The 21,091-nt window shown below is 66.9% G+C and carries 20 protein-coding genes and 1 riboswitch; of the genes, 13 read left to right on the plus strand and 7 right to left on the minus strand.

Features of this window, described 5'->3' with window-relative positions; genetic code table 11:
• Nucleotides 1–65 precede the first annotated feature (65 nt).
• Nucleotides 66–581 (minus strand): hypothetical protein, encoded by a 516-nt coding sequence (locus AC3WQM_RS22945; RefSeq protein WP_492681961.1) that lies wholly within the window; start codon nt 579–581, stop codon nt 66–68.
• Between the two features lie 112 nt (nt 582–693).
• Nucleotides 694–1,224, minus strand: coding sequence for a hypothetical protein (locus AC3WQM_RS22950; RefSeq protein ID WP_492681963.1), 531 nt, complete (start codon nt 1,222–1,224; stop codon nt 694–696).
• 458 nt (nt 1,225–1,682) lie between these two features.
• Here AC3WQM_RS22950 and AC3WQM_RS22955 point away from each other — a divergent pair, with 458 nt between their 5' ends.
• Nucleotides 1,683–2,858: an ABC transporter substrate-binding protein gene (locus tag AC3WQM_RS22955; protein ID WP_492682303.1), complete on the plus strand. Its 1,176-nt coding sequence runs from the start codon at nt 1,683–1,685 to the stop codon at nt 2,856–2,858.
• Nucleotides 2,859–2,938: 80 nt separating this feature from the next.
• Here AC3WQM_RS22955 and gyrB read toward each other — a convergent pair whose 3' ends face one another.
• The 3 genes from gyrB to dnaA form a co-directional block, all read right to left on the minus strand.
• The gene (gene gyrB / locus AC3WQM_RS22960) at nt 2,939–5,560 is read right to left on the minus strand and encodes a DNA topoisomerase (ATP-hydrolyzing) subunit B (RefSeq protein ID WP_492681965.1); all 2,622 of its coding nucleotides are present in this window, start codon (nt 5,558–5,560) and stop codon (nt 2,939–2,941) included.
• A 134-nt stretch (nt 5,561–5,694) separates the two neighbouring features.
• Complete coding sequence (dnaN, locus tag AC3WQM_RS22965; RefSeq protein WP_099794246.1) at nt 5,695–6,801, minus strand: DNA polymerase III subunit beta; 1,107 nt, start codon at nt 6,799–6,801, stop codon at nt 5,695–5,697.
• A gap of 89 nt (nt 6,802–6,890) precedes the next feature.
• On the minus strand, nt 6,891–8,270 hold the full coding sequence (dnaA, locus tag AC3WQM_RS22970) for a chromosomal replication initiator protein DnaA (protein ID WP_489060450.1): 1,380 nt from the start codon (nt 8,268–8,270) through the stop codon (nt 6,891–6,893).
• Between the two features lie 308 nt (nt 8,271–8,578).
• Between dnaA and rpmH the strand changes: the two genes are divergently transcribed.
• From rpmH to AC3WQM_RS23005, 7 genes are all read left to right on the plus strand, one after another.
• On the plus strand, nt 8,579–8,713 hold the full coding sequence (gene rpmH / locus AC3WQM_RS22975; RefSeq protein ID WP_007834827.1) for a 50S ribosomal protein L34: 135 nt from the start codon (nt 8,579–8,581) through the stop codon (nt 8,711–8,713).
• 101 nt (nt 8,714–8,814) lie between these two features.
• Nucleotides 8,815–9,237, plus strand: coding sequence for a ribonuclease P protein component (locus AC3WQM_RS22980; RefSeq protein WP_489060452.1), 423 nt, complete (start codon nt 8,815–8,817; stop codon nt 9,235–9,237).
• Nucleotides 9,234–9,521, plus strand: a complete 288-nt coding sequence (yidD, locus tag AC3WQM_RS22985) for a membrane protein insertion efficiency factor YidD (RefSeq protein WP_099794243.1) — start codon at nt 9,234–9,236, stop codon at nt 9,519–9,521. Before AC3WQM_RS22980 ends, yidD begins: the two co-directional genes overlap by 4 nt.
• Nucleotides 9,518–11,200 (plus strand): membrane protein insertase YidC, encoded by a 1,683-nt coding sequence (gene yidC, locus AC3WQM_RS22990; RefSeq protein ID WP_492681967.1) that lies wholly within the window; start codon nt 9,518–9,520, stop codon nt 11,198–11,200. Before yidD ends, yidC begins: the two co-directional genes overlap by 4 nt.
• 74 nt (nt 11,201–11,274) lie before the next feature.
• The gene (mnmE, locus tag AC3WQM_RS22995; RefSeq protein ID WP_492681969.1) at nt 11,275–12,687 is read left to right on the plus strand and encodes a tRNA uridine-5-carboxymethylaminomethyl(34) synthesis GTPase MnmE; all 1,413 of its coding nucleotides are present in this window, start codon (nt 11,275–11,277) and stop codon (nt 12,685–12,687) included.
• 101 nt (nt 12,688–12,788) lie between these two features.
• On the plus strand, nt 12,789–13,250 hold the full coding sequence (locus AC3WQM_RS23000) for a Crp/Fnr family transcriptional regulator (RefSeq protein WP_489060455.1): 462 nt from the start codon (nt 12,789–12,791) through the stop codon (nt 13,248–13,250).
• An 86-nt stretch (nt 13,251–13,336) separates the two neighbouring features.
• Nucleotides 13,337–14,275 (plus strand): zinc ribbon domain-containing protein, encoded by a 939-nt coding sequence (locus AC3WQM_RS23005; RefSeq protein WP_492681971.1) that lies wholly within the window; start codon nt 13,337–13,339, stop codon nt 14,273–14,275.
• A gap of 22 nt (nt 14,276–14,297) precedes the next feature.
• Here AC3WQM_RS23005 and AC3WQM_RS23010 read toward each other — a convergent pair whose 3' ends face one another.
• The gene (locus tag AC3WQM_RS23010) at nt 14,298–16,283 is read right to left on the minus strand and encodes a monovalent cation:proton antiporter family protein (RefSeq protein ID WP_489060457.1); all 1,986 of its coding nucleotides are present in this window, start codon (nt 16,281–16,283) and stop codon (nt 14,298–14,300) included.
• A gap of 86 nt (nt 16,284–16,369) precedes the next feature.
• Here AC3WQM_RS23010 and AC3WQM_RS23015 point away from each other — a divergent pair, with 86 nt between their 5' ends.
• Genes AC3WQM_RS23015 through AC3WQM_RS23030 form a run of 4 tightly spaced genes read left to right on the plus strand, consistent with a single transcriptional unit; the run spans nt 16,370 to nt 19,395 of the window.
• Nucleotides 16,370–17,371, plus strand: a complete 1,002-nt coding sequence (locus tag AC3WQM_RS23015) for a KpsF/GutQ family sugar-phosphate isomerase (protein ID WP_492681973.1) — start codon at nt 16,370–16,372, stop codon at nt 17,369–17,371.
• Nucleotides 17,371–17,919: a KdsC family phosphatase gene (locus AC3WQM_RS23020; RefSeq protein WP_062473615.1), complete on the plus strand. Its 549-nt coding sequence runs from the start codon at nt 17,371–17,373 to the stop codon at nt 17,917–17,919. Before AC3WQM_RS23015 ends, AC3WQM_RS23020 begins: the two co-directional genes overlap by 1 nt.
• Nucleotides 17,916–18,566: an LPS export ABC transporter periplasmic protein LptC gene (gene lptC / locus AC3WQM_RS23025; protein WP_180288610.1), complete on the plus strand. Its 651-nt coding sequence runs from the start codon at nt 17,916–17,918 to the stop codon at nt 18,564–18,566. The genes AC3WQM_RS23020 and lptC overlap by 4 nt, the downstream gene beginning before the upstream one ends.
• Nucleotides 18,567–18,609: 43 nt before the next feature.
• Nucleotides 18,610–19,395 (plus strand): SDR family oxidoreductase, encoded by a 786-nt coding sequence (locus tag AC3WQM_RS23030; protein WP_492681975.1) that lies wholly within the window; start codon nt 18,610–18,612, stop codon nt 19,393–19,395.
• A 93-nt stretch (nt 19,396–19,488) separates the two neighbouring features.
• On the opposite strand, the gene rbp is transcribed toward AC3WQM_RS23030, so the two are convergent.
• The gene (gene rbp, locus AC3WQM_RS23035; protein WP_492681979.1) at nt 19,489–20,034 is read right to left on the minus strand and encodes an RNA-binding regulator; all 546 of its coding nucleotides are present in this window, start codon (nt 20,032–20,034) and stop codon (nt 19,489–19,491) included.
• Nucleotides 20,035–20,288: 254 nt separating this feature from the next.
• A riboswitch (yybP-ykoY riboswitch) is annotated at nt 20,289–20,480 on the plus strand.
• 9 nt (nt 20,481–20,489) lie between these two features.
• On the opposite strand from rbp, the gene AC3WQM_RS23040 reads away from it, so the two are divergent.
• Complete coding sequence (locus tag AC3WQM_RS23040) at nt 20,490–21,053, plus strand: TMEM165/GDT1 family protein (RefSeq protein WP_492681981.1); 564 nt, start codon at nt 20,490–20,492, stop codon at nt 21,051–21,053.
• Nucleotides 21,054–21,091 lie beyond the last annotated feature (38 nt).

A 21,091-nucleotide genomic window follows, 5' to 3' on the forward strand; every position in this document is an offset into this window, starting at 1 on the left:
TAGCGGGCGTTGGGGCGCCGCGGGCGTGACGGTTCGGTGTCCGTTGCGGCGCGGTGCCGCTGTGCTTACCGCACCGTGCGCGTGCCGGCGGAGGCCATGTCGGTGCCCGCCGGCCATTCGAACACGGCCTTGGCCGGCGCGCCCAGCGACACCTGCAGCGTTTGCTTGAGCGTCTGGCCGCCGATGCGAGCCTCCACTTCATAGCGGCCCGGCTCGAGCCGCGCCACCATGAACGGTCCGCCCGAGACCACGTTGTTGAGCAGCGCGGTGCCGTGGCTGTCGCGCACGGTGACATGCACGCCGGCCGCGAAGTCGGCGCGGCGCCCGTCCTTGATCGCGAATTCGAAGCTCGCGGGCCAGCGCGGCGACACGGTTTCCATCAGCTGCGCCTCGTCCCGGCCGATGCCGCCGCTCATGTACTCGACGCCGTGCGCCATGAGGATCGGCGGGTTCACCGCGGCCTGGGCCGGCTGCGCCGAGAGCGCACCGCCGAGCAGCACGAGCAAGGCGGCGCCCGTCGCCGCGGCGATGGGCCGCGCGTGCGAGAACAGAAACAGGGGGGTGGTGGTGGTGAGAGACATCGAAGCCTTCCTTTCCGGGCGGTGGTGGCGACAGGCCACTCAGGAAAGCACTGTGCCGGGCACGACTTAAGGAAAACTTAACGGCGCGCGGGCCGCAGCGGCCCGCGCCGGGTCAGCGCGCGGAAGTCTGCGCCAGCGCCTGCGTCTGGGGCAGCGGCGGTGCGATCGAGGCCATGTCGAAGTTCGACGGCCAGACGAACGAGGCGCGCGCCGGGATGCCGGCGATCACGACCAGCTGCTGCGTGAGCGTGAGCCCGCCCAGCGTCACGTCGACGTCGTAGGCGCCCGGCTCGAGCCGCGCGAGCATGTAAGGCGCCTGGGTCTGCACCTGCATCACCGTCTGGCCTGTGTATTTCTGGCGCACCTGAATGTCCGCCTTGGCCGGGAAGCCGGCCTGCTGCGCGCCCTTGCCGTCGTTCACGCGGAAGTCGATGGTCGCGGCCCATCGCGGCGCGACCATTTCCAGGAAGGCGGCCTCGCCCTTGGCGGCGCCGCCGCACATGTATTCGATGCCCTGCGCGACCTGGATCGGCGGGTTCGAGAACGCATGGGCCGGCGACACGGCCCCGAGGAAGGCCGCGGCGATCGATGCGCCGCCCAGAACCAGTGCCGCCACGGGCTGTTGGAAACGCTTGGGGTTCATTGCTCTGTGTGTCCTCGATCTTGCGTGACAGGAAATCCGTCAGGAATTTTGCTTAGCAAGAGTCGGGCTAGATATAGCGTTTACGAGGAAGCTTCTGCGTTGCGCAGGTGAATGCTATTGTTTTCATAGCTGGTGACGCCCGTGTGACGGGCCTCATTCACACTTTTCGGGAGCCTTTCATCGGAAACCCTGAGACGGGGCTCGAGACCGCCCAGTGACGGACCCCTCACCGAGTCGGCGCAGCCCTCGCGTGGCGTGGGTCCACCGTGGCCCCTGGGTCTGCGAAATCTTCAGCCTCCATTGCTCGTGATGAATCGGCAACAAAAGACGGAAGTTGAGCGCAATTGACTGGGCATACCCTAGCTATTGAAGGCGGTACAAAGAAATTAGGCTCGGCCTTTCCTCCAAAGCGCTCAATCCAAATGCCTCATCCAAATCGCCGATTCATTGTTCTGTTGATGGGTTTTGGACTGGCCGCCCAAGCCGCTGCACAGCAGTCCGCGCCTGCCGCCGCGCCGATCCGCATCGGCGTCATCGGCCCTTTCACGGGGCCATCGGCCGATTTCGGCCTGCCCATGCTCAACGGCGTGAAGATGGCCGTCGACGAAATCAATGCCGTGGGCGGGTACCTTGGCCGCTCGCTCGAACTGGTGATCAAGGACGACCAGGCCAATCCGGACATCGGCCGTTCGCAATCCCAGGCCCTCGTCCATGAAAAGGTGGTCGCCACCATCGGCTTCTGCAACACCGGTGTGGCGATGAATTCACTGGCAGTTTTCAATGACGCGAAATTGCCGCTGATCGTGCCCTGCGCCACCGGCTCGCCGCTGACCTCGACCTATCCGCCGGCCACGAGTTATGTGTTTCGCACCTCGCCCAAGGACAGCATCCAGGCGCCTTTCGTGGTCGACGACCTGCTGGCGCGGGGCTGGAAGCGGGTTGCCGTGCTGCACGACACCACCGGCTATGGCGAGGCGGGCGTGAAGGATGTGGAGAAGGCGCTGGCGACCAGGAACCTCAAGCCCGTGTACGTGGGCCGCTTCCAGCTCGGCGTGAAAGACCTGACGAAAGAGCTGTCGGAGGCCAAGGCGGCCGGCGCGGACGTCATCTTCAGCTACACCGTGGGCCCCGAAAACGCCGTCATCGCACGCGGCCGGCAGGCCCTGAACTGGAAGGTGCCGCAGGTCGGCGCCTGGCCGCTGTCCTTCCCATCGTTCATCGACGGCGCGCGGGAGGCCGCCGAAGGCGCGTTGATGGCGCAGAGCTTCATCGCCGAGCCCAGCAACGAGCGCCGCTCGTCGTTTCTGTCCAACTACGTGCGCAAATTCAACACCAGGCGCATTCCGGTCCCGATGGCCGCCGCACAGGCGTACGACGCCACGTACCTGCTGGCCCATGCGATGTTCAATGTGCCCAGTGGCAAGCTCGAAGGCCCGTTCATCAAGGCCTCGCTCGAGCAGCCCAAGCGGCCGTACTACGGCGTGGTCACGACCTACGACAAGTCGTTCTCGGAAAACGACAAGGACGCGCTGTCGCCCAACATGCTGGTGATGGGCGTGGTGCGCAATGGGCAGATCACCTTCGCGTACCCGGAGGACGCGAAGCGCAACCTGTTCGTGCAGCGCAAGCAGTAAGAGGAGCCAAAAAAAAGGGGCGCTTGCAGGCGCCCCCTTGGTGAACAGCGCGACACCACCGGTGCCGCGCCATCGATCGATCAGACGTCGATGTTCGACGCGCGCAGCGCGTTCTGCTCGATGAACTCGCGGCGCGGTTCCACCTCGTCGCCCATCAGCATCGTGAACACGCGGTCGGCTTCGATCGCGTCGTCGATCTGCACGCGCAGCAGGCGGCGCACGGTCGGGTCCATGGTGGTTTCCCACAGCTGCTCGGGGTTCATCTCGCCCAGACCCTTGTAGCGCTGGCGCGACGTGGCGCGCTCGGCTTCGCCGATCAGCCACTTCATGGCCTGGCGGAAGTCGTCGACCTTTTCTTCCTTGGCGCGTTCGCCCTCGCCGCGCTTGACCAGCGCGCCTTCTGCGCTCAGCAGGCCGCGGAAGGTGTTGGCGGCCTGCGCGAGCGCGTCGTAGTCGGCGCCGTGCACGAAGTCCTGCGAAATCACGCTGGACTTGATGTTGCCGTGGTGGCGGCGGCTGATGCGCAGCAGCGGCTTGTCGGTGCGGGCGTCGAACTCGCTGCTCACCTCGGCCGGCACGCCGGTCGTGTTGAGCTCGCGCAGCTTGGCCTGCAGCGCGACGGCCGAGGCCTCGGCGGCGGACGGCGTGTCGAGATCGAGCGCCACGCCGTCGGCGATGGCGCGCAGCGCTTCGGCGTCCATGAAGTTGCGCAGGCGCGCAATCACGGCCTCGGCCACCTGGTGCTTGCGCGCCAGCTCGGCCAGGGTGTCGCCCGAGAGCGTCGTCGAGGTGGCGCCGCCGGTGTCGATGCTCGCGTCTTTCAGTGCGACCTTGAGCAGGAAGGCGTCGAGCGCGGGGCCGTCCTTCAGGTACTGCTCTTCCTTGCCGACCTTCACCTTGTACAGCGGCGGCTGCGCGATGTAGATGTGGCCGCGCTCGACCAGCTCGGGCATCTGCCGGTAGAAGAAGGTGAGCAGCAGCGTGCGGATGTGCGCGCCGTCCACGTCGGCGTCGGTCATGATGATGATGCGGTGGTAGCGCAGCTTGGCGACGTTGAAGTCGTCCGCGCCGCCGCCCGCGGTGGTCGCGCCGGCGCGGCCGATGCCGGTGCCGAGCGCGGTGATCATCGTCAGGATTTCGTTGCTGGTGAGCAGCTTCTCGTAGCGCGCCTTTTCGACGTTCAGGATCTTGCCGCGCAGCGGCAGGATGGCCTGGAACTTCCGGTCGCGGCCCTGCTTGGCGGAGCCGCCGGCGGAGTCACCCTCCACCAGGTAGACCTCGCACAGGGCGGGGTCCTTTTCCTGGCAGTCGGCCAGCTTGCCGGGCAGGCCCATGCCGTCGAGCACGCCCTTGCGGCGCGTCATTTCGCGGGCCTTGCGGGCGGCTTCGCGGGCACGGGCGGCCTCGACGATCTTGCCGCAGATGATCTTGGCGTCGTTCGGGCGCTCCTGCAGGTAGTCGGTCAGCAGGCGGCCGACGATGTCTTCCACCGGCGCGCGCACTTCGCTGGACACCAGCTTGTCCTTGGTCTGGCTCGAGAACTTGGGCTCGGGCACCTTCACGCTCAGCACGCAGCACAGGCCTTCGCGCATGTCGTCGCCGGTGACCTCGACCTTCGCCTTTTTCGCGAACTCGTTCTCTTCGATGTACTTGTTGATGACGCGGGTCATCGCGGCGCGCAGGCCGGTGAGGTGGGTGCCGCCGTCACGCTGCGGGATGTTGTTGGTGAAACAGAGGACCTGCTCGTTGTAGCCGCTGTTCCACTGCATCGCCACCTCGACGCCGATGTGCGTGCCGGGGATGCCGCCGTAGGTATCGGCCGGCTTTTCGCCCGCTGCGTAGAACGAGTTCGGGTGCAGAACGGTCTTGCCCTTGTTGATGAACTCCACGAAGCCGCGCACGCCGCCGGCGCCGGAGAAGTCGTCTTCCTTGCCGGTGCGCTCGTCGAGCAGGCGGATGCGCACGCCGTTGTTCAGGAAGCTCAGCTCGCGCAGGCGCTTGCTCAGGATCTCGTAATGGAAATCGTTGTTTTCCTTGAAGATTTCCGTGTCGGGCAGGAAGTGCACTTCGGTGCCGCGCTTGTCGGTGTCGCCGATGATCTTCATGGGCGAGACCTCGACGCCGCTCACGGTCTCGAGCAGGCGGTTCTGCACGAAGCCGCGGCTGAATTCGAGCTCGTGGATCTTGCCTTCGCGGCGCACGATCAGGCGCAGCTTCACGCTCAGTGCGTTCACGCACGAGACGCCCACGCCGTGCAGGCCGCCCGAGACCTTGTAGCTGTTCTGGTTGAACTTGCCGCCGGCGTGCAGTTCGGTGAGCGCAATCTCAGCGGCCGAGCGTTTGGGCTCGTGCTTGTCGTCCATCTTCACGCCGGTCGGGATGCCGCGGCCGTTGTCGGTGACGGAGATCGAGTTGTCGGAGTGGATCGTGACGACGATGTCGTCGCAATGGCCCGCCAGCGCTTCGTCGATGGAGTTGTCGACCACTTCGAACACGAGGTGGTGCAGGCCCGTGCCGTCGGAGGTGTCGCCGATGTACATGCCCGGGCGCTTGCGCACGGCTTCCAGACCTTCGAGGATCGTGATCGAGCCTTCGCCGTAGCTGGTGTCGGCGGGGACGCCTTCGGGCGCCACGATCTGGATTTCGGGGGTATAGACCGGCTCGGTGTGCGGCACGTCGGGCTTGTTCTCTTCTGCACTCATTCGGATATTCCTCTGTCTCTCACGGGTTTCCCGTGATTTTTCGGGCTCTCAAAAGCTCAATTCGCCGCCTCTTGAAAGCGCAAACCCGCGGGGGGCCGCGGGTTGTGTGCGCAAGGCGCTGTGTCCTGGGGGGTCTAGATGCGCATCGGCATCACGACGTACTTGAAAGATGCGTTCTCGGGGATGGTTAACAAGGCCGAGCTGTTGGAGTCGGCCAGGTCCAGCTTGACCATGTCCTGGTCCATGTTCGACAGCGCGTCGATCAGGTAGGTGACGTTGAAGCCGATTTCGATGCTGTCGCCGCCGTAGTCGATGTCGAGCTCGTCCTGGGCTTCTTCCTGCTCGGCGTTGTTCGACGCGATGCGCAGCGTGCCGGGCTCGATGTTCAGGCGCACGCCCTTGAACTTCTCGCTGGTCAGGATGGCGGTGCGCTGCAGGCTGGCCAGCAGCGGTGCACGGCCGAGCGTGACGGTGTTCTTGTGGTTCTTGGGAATCACGCGGTTGTAGTCGGGGAACTTGCCCTCGACCAGCTTGGTGACGAACTCCATGCCGCCGAAGCTGAACTTGGCCTGGTTGTTCGCGAACTGCATCTCGATGGCGCCTTCGGCGTCCGACAGCAGGCGCTGCATTTCGAGCACGGTCTTGCGCGGCAGGATCACTTCCTGGCGCGGCACTTCGACGTCGAGCAGGGCCGACGAGAACGCCAGGCGGTGGCCGTCGGTGGCCACCAGGCTCAGCTGCTTGCCTTCGGCCACGAACAGGATGCCGTTCAGGTAGTAGCGGATGTCGTGCACGGCCATCGCGAACGAAACCTGCGAGAGCAGGTCTTTCAGCGTCTTTTGCGGCACGCTGAACACGGGGCCGAAATTGGCGGCTTCCTGCACCAGCGGGAAGTCTTCGGCGGGCAGCGACTGCAGCGTGAAGCGGCTCTTGCCACCCTTGAGCACCAGCTTGCTCGCGCTCGATTCGAGGCTCACGGTCTGGTCGGCCGGCATGGTGCGCAGGATGTCGATCAGCTTGCGCGCACCGATGGTGGTCGTGAAGTTGCCCTCGTCGCCACCGAGTTCGGCGGTGGTGCGGATCTGGATCTCGAGGTCGCTGGTGGTCAGCTGCAGCTGGCCGCCGGTCTTGCGGATCAGCACATTGGCCAGGATCGGCAGGGTATGACGCCGTTCCACGATGCCGGCCACCGACTGCAGCGCGGCAAGAACTTTGTCTTGGGTTGCCTTCAAAACGATCATGTCTTCTTCCTCTTCTCTTATCTCTTTGAATCAGCTTTCAGGACGCCATTCTCCGCTGTCGCGAGGGGCGTTCTTGATGACATTCGGCTTCAGCCTTTGAGGGTCTGTTCGAGGACGTGCAGCTGCTGATTGAGTTCGGTGAGCTGCTGGCGCTCGCCCGAAATCTTGCGCACCGCGTGGAGCACCGTCGTGTGGTCGCGACCGCCGAACAGCTCGCCGATTTCCGGCAGGCTCTTCTGCGTGAGCTCCTTGGCCAGGTACATCGCGATCTGCCGCGGCCGCGCAATGCTGGCCGGGCGTTTCTTGCTGTACATGTCGGCGACCTTGATCTTGTAGTAGTCGGCCACCGTCTTCTGGATATTTTCGACCGAGATCTGCCGATTCTGGATCGACAACAGGTCGCGCAGCGCCTCGCGCGCCAGGGCGATCGAGATCTCCTTCTGGTTGAAGCGCGAGTACGCCAGGATCTTGCGCAAGGCGCCTTCGAGCTCGCGCACGTTGGAGCGCACGTTCTTGGCCACGAAGAAGGCGACTTCCTCGGGCATTTCAGTGCCTTCGACGCGGGCCTTGTTGATCAGAATGGCCACGCGCATCTCGAGCTCGGGCGGCTCGATCGCCACCGTGAGGCCCGAATCGAAGCGCGACACCAGCCGCTCGTGGATGTCGGCCAGCCCCTTGGGGTAGGTGTCGCTGGTCATCACGATGTGCGACTTCTTGGCCAGCAGGGCCTCGAACGCGTTGAAGAACTCTTCCTGCGTGCGGTCCTTGTTGGCGAAGAACTGCACGTCGTCGATCAGCAGCAGATCGAGCGAGTGGTAGCGTTCCTTGAACTCATCGAAAGTCTTGCGCTGATAGGCCTTGACCACATCCGACACGAATTGCTCGGCGTGGATGTAGAGAACTTTGGAATCGGGCCGGTCGGCCAGCAGCCGGTTACCCACCGCATGCATCAGGTGGGTCTTGCCCAGGCCGACGCCACCGTAGATGAAAAGCGGGTTGTAAAGATGGCCCGGCATGCCGGCCACGTGCATCGCCGCAGCGCGCGCCATGCGGTTGGCCGTGCCCTCGACCAGGGTGTCGAAAGTGAGCCCCGAATTGAGGCGGTTCTTGAAGCCGGCGGCAACGGGCTCTTCGCCCGGACCGGCCACGTCGCGTGGCACATCCGTTTCGGCCAGGACGGCCATAGGGGCAACACGGACGGGGGCTTCACGCGGAGCGAGCGCTAACTCGATGGCGACCGGCTGGCCGTACATCTTCTCGGCCATGGCCGCGATCTTGCCCGCGTACTGGGCACGGATCCAGTCGAGCTTGAAGCGGTTGGCCACGAACACTGTCATGCGCGAAAGGTCGTCGGCGACCTGCGCGTGGAGGGGCTTGATCCAGGTATTGAACTGCTGCTCGGACAGCTCCTGCGCGAGCTGGTCGACGCAGGCTTGCCACAGGCTTTCGCCGATGCCGTCAGTCGACATGGGTGCTTGAAAAAGTGAGGGAACCTTCGGGCATTTCTTGTATAGGTATTGTGGATATTCTCTGCTGGAAGGCGCCGGGCATTCTAACTTGTCAAAACCTTATCCACATGCTGCAGTGCACATGGAAAGGCCCGCAAATGCAGTCGAAGATTGTTCCGGCGGCCAATGTTTGCGATAATTGCGGGTTTCCCTGAAAAGCCTTCATAGCGTCTTTCGGGGGCCATCCGAAACTCGCTCCCCCAGCGCTCGTCGGGTTTGTGCATGCCTTCATGCGGAAACCGGCGCAAACAGGGAATCAGGAAACCATCATGAAACGCACTTACCAAGCATCCAAAGTCCGCCGCGCCCGTACCCACGGCTTTCTGGTCCGCATGAAGACCCGTGGCGGCCGCGCCGTGATCAACGCACGCCGCGCCAAGGGCCGCAAGCGCCTGGCCGTCTGACGGCACCTCACCTGCCGTTGTCAGCCGCCGATACGTCCGCGCAGGCTCTTGCAGCCCCAGCGCCTGGCCCCGCCAGCAGCGACGTACGCGGCCCGGCTTCCATGCAGCGGCTCAAGACCCGCGCGCAATTCCAGGCCGTCCTCGCAGGTGCCACCGTGGCGCGCACTGCCCATTTCGCATTGCACCGCTGTGCGCTCGATGCTTCTGCGTCGGGCGCTGCTTCGCTGTTTCCGTCCGATGAGGTCTGGCTGGGCGCCATGGTGCCCAAGCGCTGGGCACGCCGCGCGGTGACGCGCAACGCCATCAAGCGCCAGATCTACACCGTGAGCGCCGCGCCTGGCGTTGCTTTGCCGCGTGCCGCGCACGTGGTGCGTCTGCGCGCCGGTTTCGATCGCAAGGTATTCGTGAGCGCCTCTTCGGACCAGCTCAAGGCCGCCGTGCGCGCCGAGCTCCAGCAATTGCTGGCGCGCGCCGGCCGCCCGCCGGCACCGGCCGGCCCCTCCCCTGCACGCGCTCCCGCATGAAACGCCTGTTGATCGGCCTCGTGAAGGCCTACCGTCTGCTGCTGAGCCCCTGGCTCGGCCAGTCGTGCCGCTTCACGCCGACCTGCTCCGTGTATTCGATCGAGGCGCTGGAAGTGCACGGCGCGCTCAAGGGCAGCTACCTGACTCTGCACCGCATCGCGCGCTGCCAGCCCTGGTGCCAGGGCGGCCACGATCCGGTTCCACCGAAATCACAGCGTCGCACTGAGCGGTCAGGCTCGCTGTTTTCGTCTCTTCTCTCCTCCGACAAGAAGTCTTCGTCATGAACGATATCCGCCGCACGATCCTGTGGGTGATTTTTGGTTTCTCGCTCGTGCTGCTGTGGGACCAATGGCAGGTCTTCAACGGCAACAAGCCGACCTTCCTGCCGTCGACCAAGCCCGCCGTCACGGCACCGGCTGCCGGTACTGCCACGAACAACGGCGTGCCGACCGCGGCTGCCGCAGCCGGCGGCACCGCAGGTGCCGTGCCCACGCAGGCGGCCCCGGCCGCGCCGCGCGAGCAGGTCGTGGTGACCACCGACCTGTTCAAGGCGACGATCGACAGCGAAGGCGCCACGGTCAACCACCTCGAACTGCTCAAGTACGACGAAGCCGACCGCACCAAGCGCGTCGTGCTGTTCGAGAACGGTTCGCCCGCCACGCGCTACGTGGCGCAGACCGGCCTGCTGAACCCCGTCGCCGGCGAAGCCTTCCCCAACCACCTGACGGCCATGACGCCGAAGGCCGGTCCGCGCGCGATGGCCGACGGCCAGAACACGCTCGAAGTGAGCTTCGAAAGCGCCCCCGTCGGCGGCCTGAAGTACATCAAGACCTACGTGTTCAAGCGTGACGACTACGTCATCGGCGTGCGCCACGAAGTGGTCAACGTGAGCGACCAGCCGCGCGACGCGCAGCTGTACATGCAGCTGCTGCGCCACGGCACCGTGGCCGCCGGCACCATGTTCGGCACCAACACCTTCACCGGCCCGGCCGCGTACACCAACGAGAAGAAGTTCCACAAGCTCGACTTCAAGGACATCGCCAAGGGCAAGATCGAGCCGCCGCCGCCGGCCAACGACGGCTGGATCGCGATGGTGCAGCACTACTTCGCGTCGGCCTGGCTGCTCAAGGGCGACCCGGCCAGCGAACAGCTGCGCCGCGAATTCCGCGTGAAGGACCTGGGCGACAACCTCTTCACCGTCGCCATGGTGGCCACGCTGCCGAAGATCGCCCCGGGCGCCACGCAGGTCGTGAACAGCGCGCTGTTCGCCGGCCCCGAAGAAGAAAAGAAGCTCGAAGCCATCGCCCCTGGCCTGGACCTGGTGAAGGACTACGGCATCTTCGCGATCATCTCCAAGCCGCTGTACTGGCTGCTCACGCAGCTGCACGGCATCCTGGGCAACTGGGGCTGGTCGATCGTGGCGCTGGTGGTGCTGCTGAAGGCGGCCTTCTACTGGCTCAACGCCAAGGCCTACGCCAGCATGGCCAAGATGAAGGCCATCAACCCCAAGATCATGGAAATGCGCGAGCGGCTGAAGGACAAGCCGCAGGAAATGCAGCAGGAAATGATGCGGATCTACAAGACCGAAAAGGTCAATCCGATGGGCGGCTGCTTCCCGATCGTGATCCAGATTCCGGTGTTCATTGCGCTGTACTGGGTGCTGCTGTCGTCGGTTGAAATGCGCCACGCCCCGTGGATCGGCTGGATCACCGACCTCTCGGCACCGGACCCCTGGTACATCCTGCCGATCGTGATGACGGCCACCTCGCTGTTCCAGACCTGGCTCAACCCGACGCCGCCCGATCCGATGCAGGCCAAGCTGATGTGGATCATGCCGCTCGCGTTCAGCGTGATGTTCATCTTCTTCCCGGCCGGCCTGGTGCTGTACTGGATCACGAACAACGTGCTGTCGATCGCGCAGCAGTGGTTCATCAACAAGCGACTGGGCGTGCTGGGCAAGTAAGCCAGCCGGCCTCCGCCACCCGCAAAGGGCCGCATCCGCGGCCCTTTGCTTTTTGCTGAAAGAATCGCGCTGTCATGACCCTCGCCCGCACCACCGATCCCATCGTCGCCATCGCCACCGCCCCGGGGCGCGGGGCGGTCGGCATCGTTCGCGTGTCGGGCGCCCGGCTGGCGCCGCTGGTCCAGGCGCTGTGCGCCCGCGCCCTCAAGCCGCGCGAAGCCACCTACCTGCCCTTTCGCGATGCGCAGGGCGAGCCGGTCGACCACGGCCTGGCGATCCACTTCCCGACGCCGCATTCCTACACCGGCGAAGACGTGCTCGAGCTGCAGGCGCATGGCGGCCCGGTCGTGCTGCAGCTGCTGCTGTCGTGCTGCCTCGAGGCCGCGGCCGAAGTCGATCCGGCCTCCGGCCGCCCGCGCCTGCCCGGCCTGCGCGTGGCCGAGCCGGGCGAGTTCAGCCAGCGTGCCTTTCTCAACGGCAAGATCGACCTGGCGCAGGCCGAGGCCATCGCCGACCTGATCGACGCAAGCACCGAGGCGGCCGCGCGCAGCGCCGGGCGCTCGCTGTCGGGCGCGTTCTCGCGCGAGATCCACACGCTGCGCGACGCGCTGATCCATCTGCGCATGCTGGTCGAGGCCACGCTCGATTTCCCCGAGGAAGAGATCGACTTCCTCCAGAAAGCCGACGCGACCGGCCAGCTGCAGCGGCTGCAGGCGCAACTGGCGGCCGTGCAACAGCGCGCCAAGCAAGGGGCGTTGCTGCGCGAAGGCATCAAGGTGGTGATCGCGGGCCAGCCCAATGCGGGCAAGAGTTCGCTGCTCAACGCGCTGGCCGGCGCCGAGTTGGCCATCGTGAGCGCCATCGCGGGCACCACGCGCGACGTGGTCTCGCAGACCATCCAGATCCACGGCGTGCCGCTGCATGTGGCCGACACCGCCGGCCTGCGCGACAGCACGGACGAGGTCGAGCAGATCGGCGTGGCGCGCGCCTGGGGCCAGATCGAAAGCGCCGACGCCGTGCTGTTCCTGCACGACCTGACGCGCGCTGGCCAGCCCGACTACGCCGCCGCCGACGCCGAGATCCTGGCCGGCCTGCGGCGCAAGCTGCCGGCGAGCGTGCCGGTGCTCGATGTGTGGAACAAGCAGGACGCGGCGGCGTCGGCCGCGCCGCCGTCCGAAGGCATCGCGTTGTCCGCCAAGACCGGCGCGGGCATCGAGGCGCTGCGCGACCAGTTGCTGGCGATGGCCGGCTGGCAGGCCGTGCCCGAAGGCGTCTACCTGGCACGCGCGCGCCACGTGCAGGCACTGGCCCGTGTCGAGACGCACCTCGCGCTGGCGGCAGCCCACCTGGCGGCTCAGGCCCAGCTGCTCGACCTGCTGGCCGAGGAGCTGCGGCTGGCCCAGAACGCGCTCAACGAGATCACCGGCGAGTTCGGCGCGGACGACCTGCTGGGTGTCATCTTTTCGCGCTTCTGTATCGGGAAATAGCGACACATGCCTGCGCTTCGCTGGCGAAAGCGTAAACAGTTGTAGCCGAACCTCGGGGCCTTCGCGGATACTTCGGATCACTTGCGGGGGTCGAGAAAAACATGTCCATCCAGAACCTGAGCCGCGCCATCGCGGAGAACCTGAGCGCCGATGCGTTCGCGCTGACCTTGAGCGTCGCGCAGTGGGACACGCTCGCGGGTTATCTGCAGCCCATCGAAACCAGCATCGGCGACGTGCTGATCTCCCAAGGCACGCACGACCGCTCGGTGTTCTTCATCGAAAGCGGCGCCATCAGCGTGCACCGCGTCAGCAGCAAGGAGCAGATGCGCCTGGCCGTGCTGTCGCCGGGCTCGGTGGTGGGCGAAGGCTCGTTCTTTTCGCGCGAGCCGCATGCGGCGAATGTCGTGGTGACAGGTGCGGGGCGCGTGTGGCGCCTCACCGCCGTGCGGTTTTCCGAGATGTCGAACCGTCAGCCCAACATGGCGCTGGACATCGCGATGGCGCTCGGCGCCGTGATCGCCAAGCGCATGGCGCACCGGTCCAAGCGGGTGGCCGTCACTTGAGCCTTCCAGCTTGCCGCGCGCTGCCAGCCGCCGCACAACAACAAGAACAAGTCTTCGTTTCCGATCCTGAGAATTGCTGGTGAGCCATGGCCTTGATCTGCCCGGTCTGTGACGCGGACAACCGCGACGGTGCCAATTTCTGCAGAAGCTGCGGTGGCCGGCTGTCGGCCGCCGACCGCGTGCCGCCTCCGGCGCCCAGTCCTGCCGACCGCGAATGGGCCACCACCGCGCCCGCCCAGTTGCGCGCGCCGACCATTCCTGCGCCGCTGTTCGACCCTGCCGAGTCGAAGCGCGCGTCGTCGCCTGCGTCCAACGGCTGGATGCCCGAGCCGCCACCCCCACCGCCGCCGGCGGATGAACGAACCGTGATCGTGGCGCCGGGGCGCGCAGGCGCGGCATCGTCCTTGCCTCCGTCCCCGCGGGCCGACCGGCCCAAGACGCGGATCAAGGTCAAGCGCATCAAGCCGCCCGAACCGGTGCTGCGCCCGCGCGGCATCGGGCTGTGGCTGGGGCTGCTCGCGGTCGCGCTGCTGCTGGTCGTCGCGGGCTGGCTGGGCTACGGGACCGGCAGCAAGGCGCCCGAACCCGCCGTGGCACCGCCTCCTGTCGCCGCGCCGTCGCCCGCTGCGACGCCACCGGTGGTCGAAACACCGCCTGTCGCGACCGAGCCTGCGCCGCCCGTGGCCGAAGCTCCCCCCGCGGAGGCGGTCGCCGAGCCGACGGAAGCCGCACCCAAGCCGACGCCCGTCGCGAAGCCGCGCAAGCCGGTGACGCCTGCAGCACCAGCGCCCCAGGCCCCAGCCGCCGCAGCGCCTGTGGCTGCCGCGCCTGCCCCTGCGCCCGCGACGCCCTCCCCACCGGCCGACCCGCAGGCCCAATGCGGCGACCGCAACTTCATCGCCAAGGCGCAATGCATGGCGGCCCAGTGCGTGAAGCCCGAATACAAGTCGCACGCGCAGTGCGAAGCGGTGCGCCGTCAGCAGCGCATCGACGAAGAAAAGCGCAACCCGTCGCTCTTGAACTGAGCGCGCGCCCGCGCCGGCCGCCTCAGCCCTTTTGCAGCCGCTCGATGGCAATCGCCAGCGCGGCGGGTTTGCCCGACAGCACCAGCGTGTCGCCGTCCGACAGCAGCGTGTCGTCGTCCGGCACGCGCGCCTGACCGTCCTGCCGGCGCAGGTTGGCCACGCGCACGCCCAGCGTCGGCAGCGCCATCCGTCCCAGCGTCTGGCCGATGGCGCGTGCGCCCGGCGTGAGCGTGAAGCTGTTCAGGCGCTCGTGATCGATCTCGTCGGCGTTGTCGTCGTCGGCGCCGTGGAAGTAGCCGCGCAGCAGGTTGTAGCGCGCGTCGCGCTGGTCCTGCACCACGCGGATCACGCGCCGCATCGGCACGCCGACCAGCGCCAGCGCATGGCTGGCGAGCATCAGCGAACCCTCGATGGCTTCGGGCACCACCTCGGTCGCGCCGGCGGCTTGCAGCTTCTCGAGGTCGTGGTCGTCCTGCGTCCGCACGATCACCGGCACGTGCGCCGCGTGGGCGCGGGTGTTGGCCAGCACCTTCATCGCGCCCCCCACGTCCAGGTAGGTGACGACCACCGCGCTGGCGCGCGCCAGGCCCGCGGCCATCAGCGCCTGCAGCCGCGCCGCGTCGCCGAACACCACCGAATCGCCGGCCGCAGCGGCCTGGCGCACGCGGTCGGGGTCGAGGTCGAGCGCCATGTAGGGGATGCCTTCGCGCTCCAGGATGCGCGCCAGGTTCTGGCCGCAGCGCCCGTAGCCGCAGATGATCACGTGCTGCGCGGTGTTGATGGTCTTGCGCGCGATGCTTGTCATCTGCAGCGACTGCTGCAGCCAGTCGCTGGCCACCAGCTTGCGCACGATGGCGTTGCTGTACATGATGATGAAGGGCGTGGCCAGCATCGACAGCACCATCGACGCCAGCACCGGGTTGGCCAGCCACGGCGGCAGCAGGTTGCGGTCCTGCGCGAGCGCCAGCAGCACGAAACCGAACTCGCCGGCCTGCGCCAGGTACAGGCCGGTGCGCAGCGACACGCCCGAGGTGGCGCCCAGCACCCGCGCCAGCACCGTCACCAGCCCCAGCTTGAACAGCAGCGGCACCAGCAGCAGCACGGCCACCAGCAGCCAGCGTTCGACCACGATGTGCCAGTCGAGCGACATGCCGACGGTGATGAAGAACAGCCCCAGCAGCACGTCGTGGAAGGGGCGGATGTCGGTCTCGACCTGGTGCTTGTATTCGGTTTCCGACACCAGCATGCCGGCGATGAAGGCGCCCAGCGCCAGGCTCAGGCCGGCCAGCTCGGTCAGCCAGGCCAGGCCCAGCGTGATCAGCAGCACGTTCAGGATGAACAGCTCCTCGCTGCGCCGCCGCGCCACCAGCGTGAGCCACCAGCGCATGATGCGCGGCCCGCCGTACAGCAGCACGCCGATGAGGAAGGTGGCCTTCACCAGCGCGAAACCCAGCGCCTTGGCCAGCGCCTCGGGCGGCGCGCCCAGGGCGGGAATCAGCACCAGCAGCGGGACCACGGCCAGATCTTGAAAGAGCAGCACGCCCATCACGCGCTTGCCGTGCTCGCTCTCCAGTTCGAGCCGCTCGGCCATCAGCTTGACCACGATGGCGGTGCTGCTCATGGTGAGCGCACTCGACAGCGCCAGCGTGGTCTGCCACCCCAGCTGCCAGGCCGGCGGCAGCTGCGTCGCGATCAGCAGCGCGCCGGCGGTGGCCAGCGCCATGGTCAGCAGCACCTGCGCCATGCCCAGCCCGAACACGTGCTTGCGCATGGCGCGCAGCTTGGGCAGGCTGAACTCGAGCCCGATCACGAACATCAGGAACACCACGCCGAATTCGCCCAGGTGGCGGATGCCTTCGGAGTTCTGCGCCAATGCCAGCGCATGCGGGCCGATGAGCACGCCGGCCGTCAGGTAGCCGAGCATCGGCGGCAGCTTGAGCGACCGGCAGGCCACCACGCCGATCACCGCGGCCAACAGATACAACAGCGTGAGATCGAACGAAGACATAGGCGCCGATGCTAGAGCAATGTCCGTGCCCCGGGCTTCCCCGGGCCATGTGATCGCCGACCGCGCCCGCCTCGTAAAATCCGGCGATGAGCTCCCGCCCCGCCCCGACCCACGTGGTCGACCCCGAAGCCATCCTGGCCCGGGCACGCGTCACATTCGACATCGAAGCCGAAGCCGTCCTCGGCCTGAAGGCCCGCGTCGGTCCGAGTTTCGTCGAGGCCGTGCGCAAGATCCTCGAAGTGCGCGGCCGCGTGGTCGTGATGGGCATGGGCAAGAGCGGCCATGTCGGCCGCAAGATCGCCGCCACCCTCGCCTCCACCGGCACGCCCGCGATGTTCGTGCACCCGGCCGAGGCCAGCCATGGCGACCTTGGCATGATCAAGGCGGTCGACCTCGTGCTGGCCATCTCCAACAGCGGCGAGGTCGACGAACTCACCGTGCTGCTGCCGGTGGTCAAGCGCCAGGGCGTGCCCCTGATCGCCATGACCGGCCGCCCCGACTCCACCCTGGCGCGCCATGCCGACATCGTGATCGATGCCGGCGTCGCCAAGGAAGCCTGCCCGCTGAACCTCGCGCCTACCGCGAGCACCACCGCGCAGATCGCCATGGGCGACGCACTGGCCGTGGCCCTGCTCGACGCGCGCGGTTTCGGCTCCGAGGATTTCGCGCGCTCGCACCCCGGCGGCGCGCTGGGCCGCAAGCTGCTCACCCACGTGAGCGACGTCATGCGCTCGGGCGACGAAGTGCCGTGCGTGCCGCCGGCGGCCACCGTCAGCGAGCTGATGCGTGCGATGAGCATCAAGGGCTTCGGCGCCGCCGCGGTGGTCGAGCCCGACGGCCGGGCGCTGGGCATCTTCACCGACGGCGACCTGCGCCGCCTGATCGAGGCCGGCGCCGACCTGCGCACGCCCAAGGCGGCCGACATCATGCACCGCGACCCGCGCACCATCCGCGTCGACGCGCTGGCGGTGGAGGCGGCCGAACTCATGGAGCAATGCGGCATCACCCGCCTGTTCGTGATCGACGGCGCGGGGGTGATCGTCGGCGCGGTGAACACCAACGACCTGATGCGCGCGAAGGTCATCTGATGCCGCTTGATTTCCAGGCCGAGACCCTGCTGGCCGCGCAAGATGTGCGCATCGTCTTCTTCGACATCGACGGCGTGCTGACCGATGGCGGCGTGTACTTCACCGAGCACGGCGAGACGCTCAAGCGCTTCAGCATCCTCGACGGCTACGGCCTCAAGCTGCTGCGCAAGGCCGGCATCACGCCGGCCGTGATCACCGGGCGCGACTCCAAGCCGCTGCGCGTGCGGCTCGAGGCGCTGGGCATCGAGCACGTGCGCTACGGCACCGAGGACAAGCTGCCCGCCGCCGAGGCCATGCTGAAGCAGCTCGGCTTCACCTGGGCGCAGGCCGCCGCCATCGGCGACGACTGGCCCGACCTGCCGGTGCTGACCCGCGTCGGCTTCGCCGCGGCGCCGGCCAACGCGCACGCCGAGGTGCGCGCCGTGGCGCGCTACGTCACCACCGCGCGCGGCGGCGAAGGCGCGGCGCGCGAATTCTGCGACCTGCTGTTGACGGCCTGCGGCCAGTACCGCCCGCTCCTCGACGCTGCCTTGGGCCCCCGACCATGAGCCCGCAGCTGCGACGCGCCTGGAACCTGACGCGCGATGTGCTCGACCGCACCACCATCTACCTGCCGATCATCCTGATGGCGGGTGTGGCGCTGGGCACCTACTGGCTGGTGCGCAATGCGCCCAAGCTGCTGGAGCCCACCGCCAAGGCGGCGCCCACGCACGAGCCCGACTACTTCATGCGGGACTTCGTCATCAAGAACTTCCTGCCCAACGGCGACCTGCGCAGCGAGCTGCACGGCACCGAGGGACGGCACTACCCGGACACCGACACCATCGAGGTCGACCAGGTGCGCATGCGCTCGGTGTCGCCCGAGGGGCTGGTGACGCGCTCGTCGGCGAACCGGGGCCTGTCGAATTCAGACGGCAGCGAGATCCAGCTGTTCGGCAATGCGATCGTGATCCGCGAACCGACGGTCAGCGCGAGCGGCAAGGCCACGCCGCGGCTGGAGTTCCGTGGCGAGTTCCTGCATGCGTTCCTCGACACCGAGAAGGTGCAGTCGAACAAGCCGGTCACGCTCATCCGCGGCAGCGACCAGTTCACGGGCGATACGCTCGACTACGACAACCTGAGCGGCGTGGCCAACCTCACGGGCCGCGTGCGCGGTGTGCTGGTGCCGTCGGCCGCGGCGGGCAAGCCGCGCTGAGCGGCTGCCACACAAGAACAAGTTCCCGGGAGACGATCCACGCATGACCACCGCCGCACCGCTCGTCTTCATCACCGGCGCTTCCAGCGGCATCGGCCAGGCCCTGGCCGCGTCTTTCTACGACGCGGGCTACCGGCTGGCACTGGTTGCGCGGCGCACGGGCGAGATCGACACCTGGGCGACGGGCCGCCAGCTGGACGCGGGCCGCTACGAGGTCTACGGCGCCGACGTGGCCGACACCGACAGCATCGTGGCCGCCGGCGCCGACTGCGTGGCGCGCCAGGGCGTGCCCGACGTGGTGATCGCCAACGCCGGCATCAGCATCGGCATCGACACGGCCGAGCGTTCGGACCTCGACGTGCTGGCGCGCACCTTCGCCGTCAACAACGTGGGGCTGGCCGCCACCTTCCATCCCTTCGTGCAGGCCATGGTGAAGCGCGGCAGCGGGCGGCTCGTGGGCATCGGCAGCGTCGCCGCCATCCGCGGGCTGCCGGGGCACGGCGCCTACTGCGCGAGCAAGGCCGGCGTGGTGGCGTACTGCGAGAGCCTGCGCGGGGAACTGCACAACAGCGGGGTGAAGGTCGTCACGCTCTGCCCTGGCTACATCGACACGCCGCTCACGCAGGGCAACCGCTACGGCATGCCCTTCCTCATGCAGCCCGAAGACTTTGCGGCCCAGGCGCTGCGCGCCATCGAGGCCGGCACCAGCTACCGCGTGATTCCGTGGCAGATGGGCGTGGTCGCCAAGGTCATGCGCCTGCTGCCCAATGCCGTGCTCGACCGCGCGGTGCAGGGGCGGGCGCGCAAGAAGCGCAGCGGCGAAGCCTGAACGCCACGGCACCGAACGCAGGCAAAGAAAAAGGCTCCCGAGGGAGCCTTTTCTGTGTGTGTGCCGCGGGGCACGCGAAGAGGTGAACAGGGTTCAGTAACCACCGTTGCCGCCGCCGCCGTAGCCGCCGCCACCGCCGCTGCGACCACCGCCGCCACCGCCACGGGGACCTGCGCCGTAGGGGCTGCGGAAACCGCCATCGCCACCACCGCCGCCGCCACCCGAACGACCACCACCGCCGCCGTAGCCGCCGCCACCGCCGGAACGGCCACCGCCGCCACCACCGTAGCCGCCACCACCGCCGCCGCCGTAGCCACCGCCACCACCGCCGCCATAACCACCACCACCGCCGCCGTAGCCGCCACCGCCGCCACTGCGGGGGGGACGTGCTTCCATGGGACGTGCCTCGTTGACGACCACGCTGCGACCACCCAGGGGCTGGCCGTTCATGCCGTTGATGGCGGCCTGTGCTTCCGCGTCACTGCCCATCTCGACAAAGCCGAAGCCCTTCGAGCGACCCGTGTCGCGCTCCATCATGACCTTGGCGCTGGTCACTGCGCCGAACTGGCCAAAGGCCTGTTCGAGATCACCGTCGCGCACCGAGTAAGGCAGGTTGCCGACGTAGAGTTTGTTGCCCATCAAGGGACTCCTATAAACACATCAAGAAAAGCGATGGAGTCCCGAAAGCATCACTCAAACGAGAGCCGCCGAGCCGCGCGAAACTGACCGATCACCGAATTGCTCCCGCCCAAAATCAAGAGGGAGGCTCGTGCATTATGGGTGAAATATCAAAAAAGCAAGCAGGAATTTGCGTCTTGAGGTAGCACCTTTTGAAAGCAATAGAAGTTAGCGCACGCCTACCTATTTGAGCCGGGGGAATTGACGATGCGGCTACAATTGGCGGGTCATTGGGGAGTAGCCGCCTTCCGCATACGAGAAGGGCCCGCGTCAACAGACTTGTCCTTGCCCCACGAGGACATGGCGCGTGCAGTGAACACACCTGGCGAGACCTTTGACCGCACAACTTCGGGAATATGGCCGAAGGTGTTGTGCGGTCAATTGCGTCCTTCGGCCCAAGGAACCCCACATCCATCATGGAAGCTTTTCTCGTTGCAACGGGCGTGGTTGCGCTCGCCGAAATGGGCGACAAGACCCAACTCCTGGCCCTTTTGCTGGCCGCGCGTTTCAGGAAACCCTGGCCGATCGTGCTCGGCATTTTTGTCGCCACGGTCATCAACCACGCGCTGGCCGGCGCGGTCGGCAACTACATCACGCGCTGGCTCGGCCCCGAGGTGCTGCGCTGGATTCTGGGCGGCTCGTTCATCGCCATGGCGGTCTGGATGCTGATTCCCGACAAGCTCGATGAAGACGACGCCCCGGGCGTTTCGAAGTTCGGCGTCTTCGGCACCACCGTGATCGCCTTCTTCCTGGCCGAGATGGGCGACAAGACCCAGATCGCCACCGTCATGCTCGCCGCCCGCTTCACGCAGGACTACGCCTGGGTCGTCGTCGGCACCACGCTGGGCATGATGCTGGCCAATGCGCCGGTCGTCTGGCTGGGCGACAAGATCGTGCGGCGCGTGCCGATCAAGCTGGTGCACGGCATCTCGGCGGCGATCTTCCTGGTGCTGGGCGTCATCATGATCGTCGGCTGGTAGCAGGAAAAAGTCACGGGGCTATACTTGCCCTGCGCCGA

It is taken from the genome of Variovorax sp. FW301-JW7, from assembly GCF_058788795.1.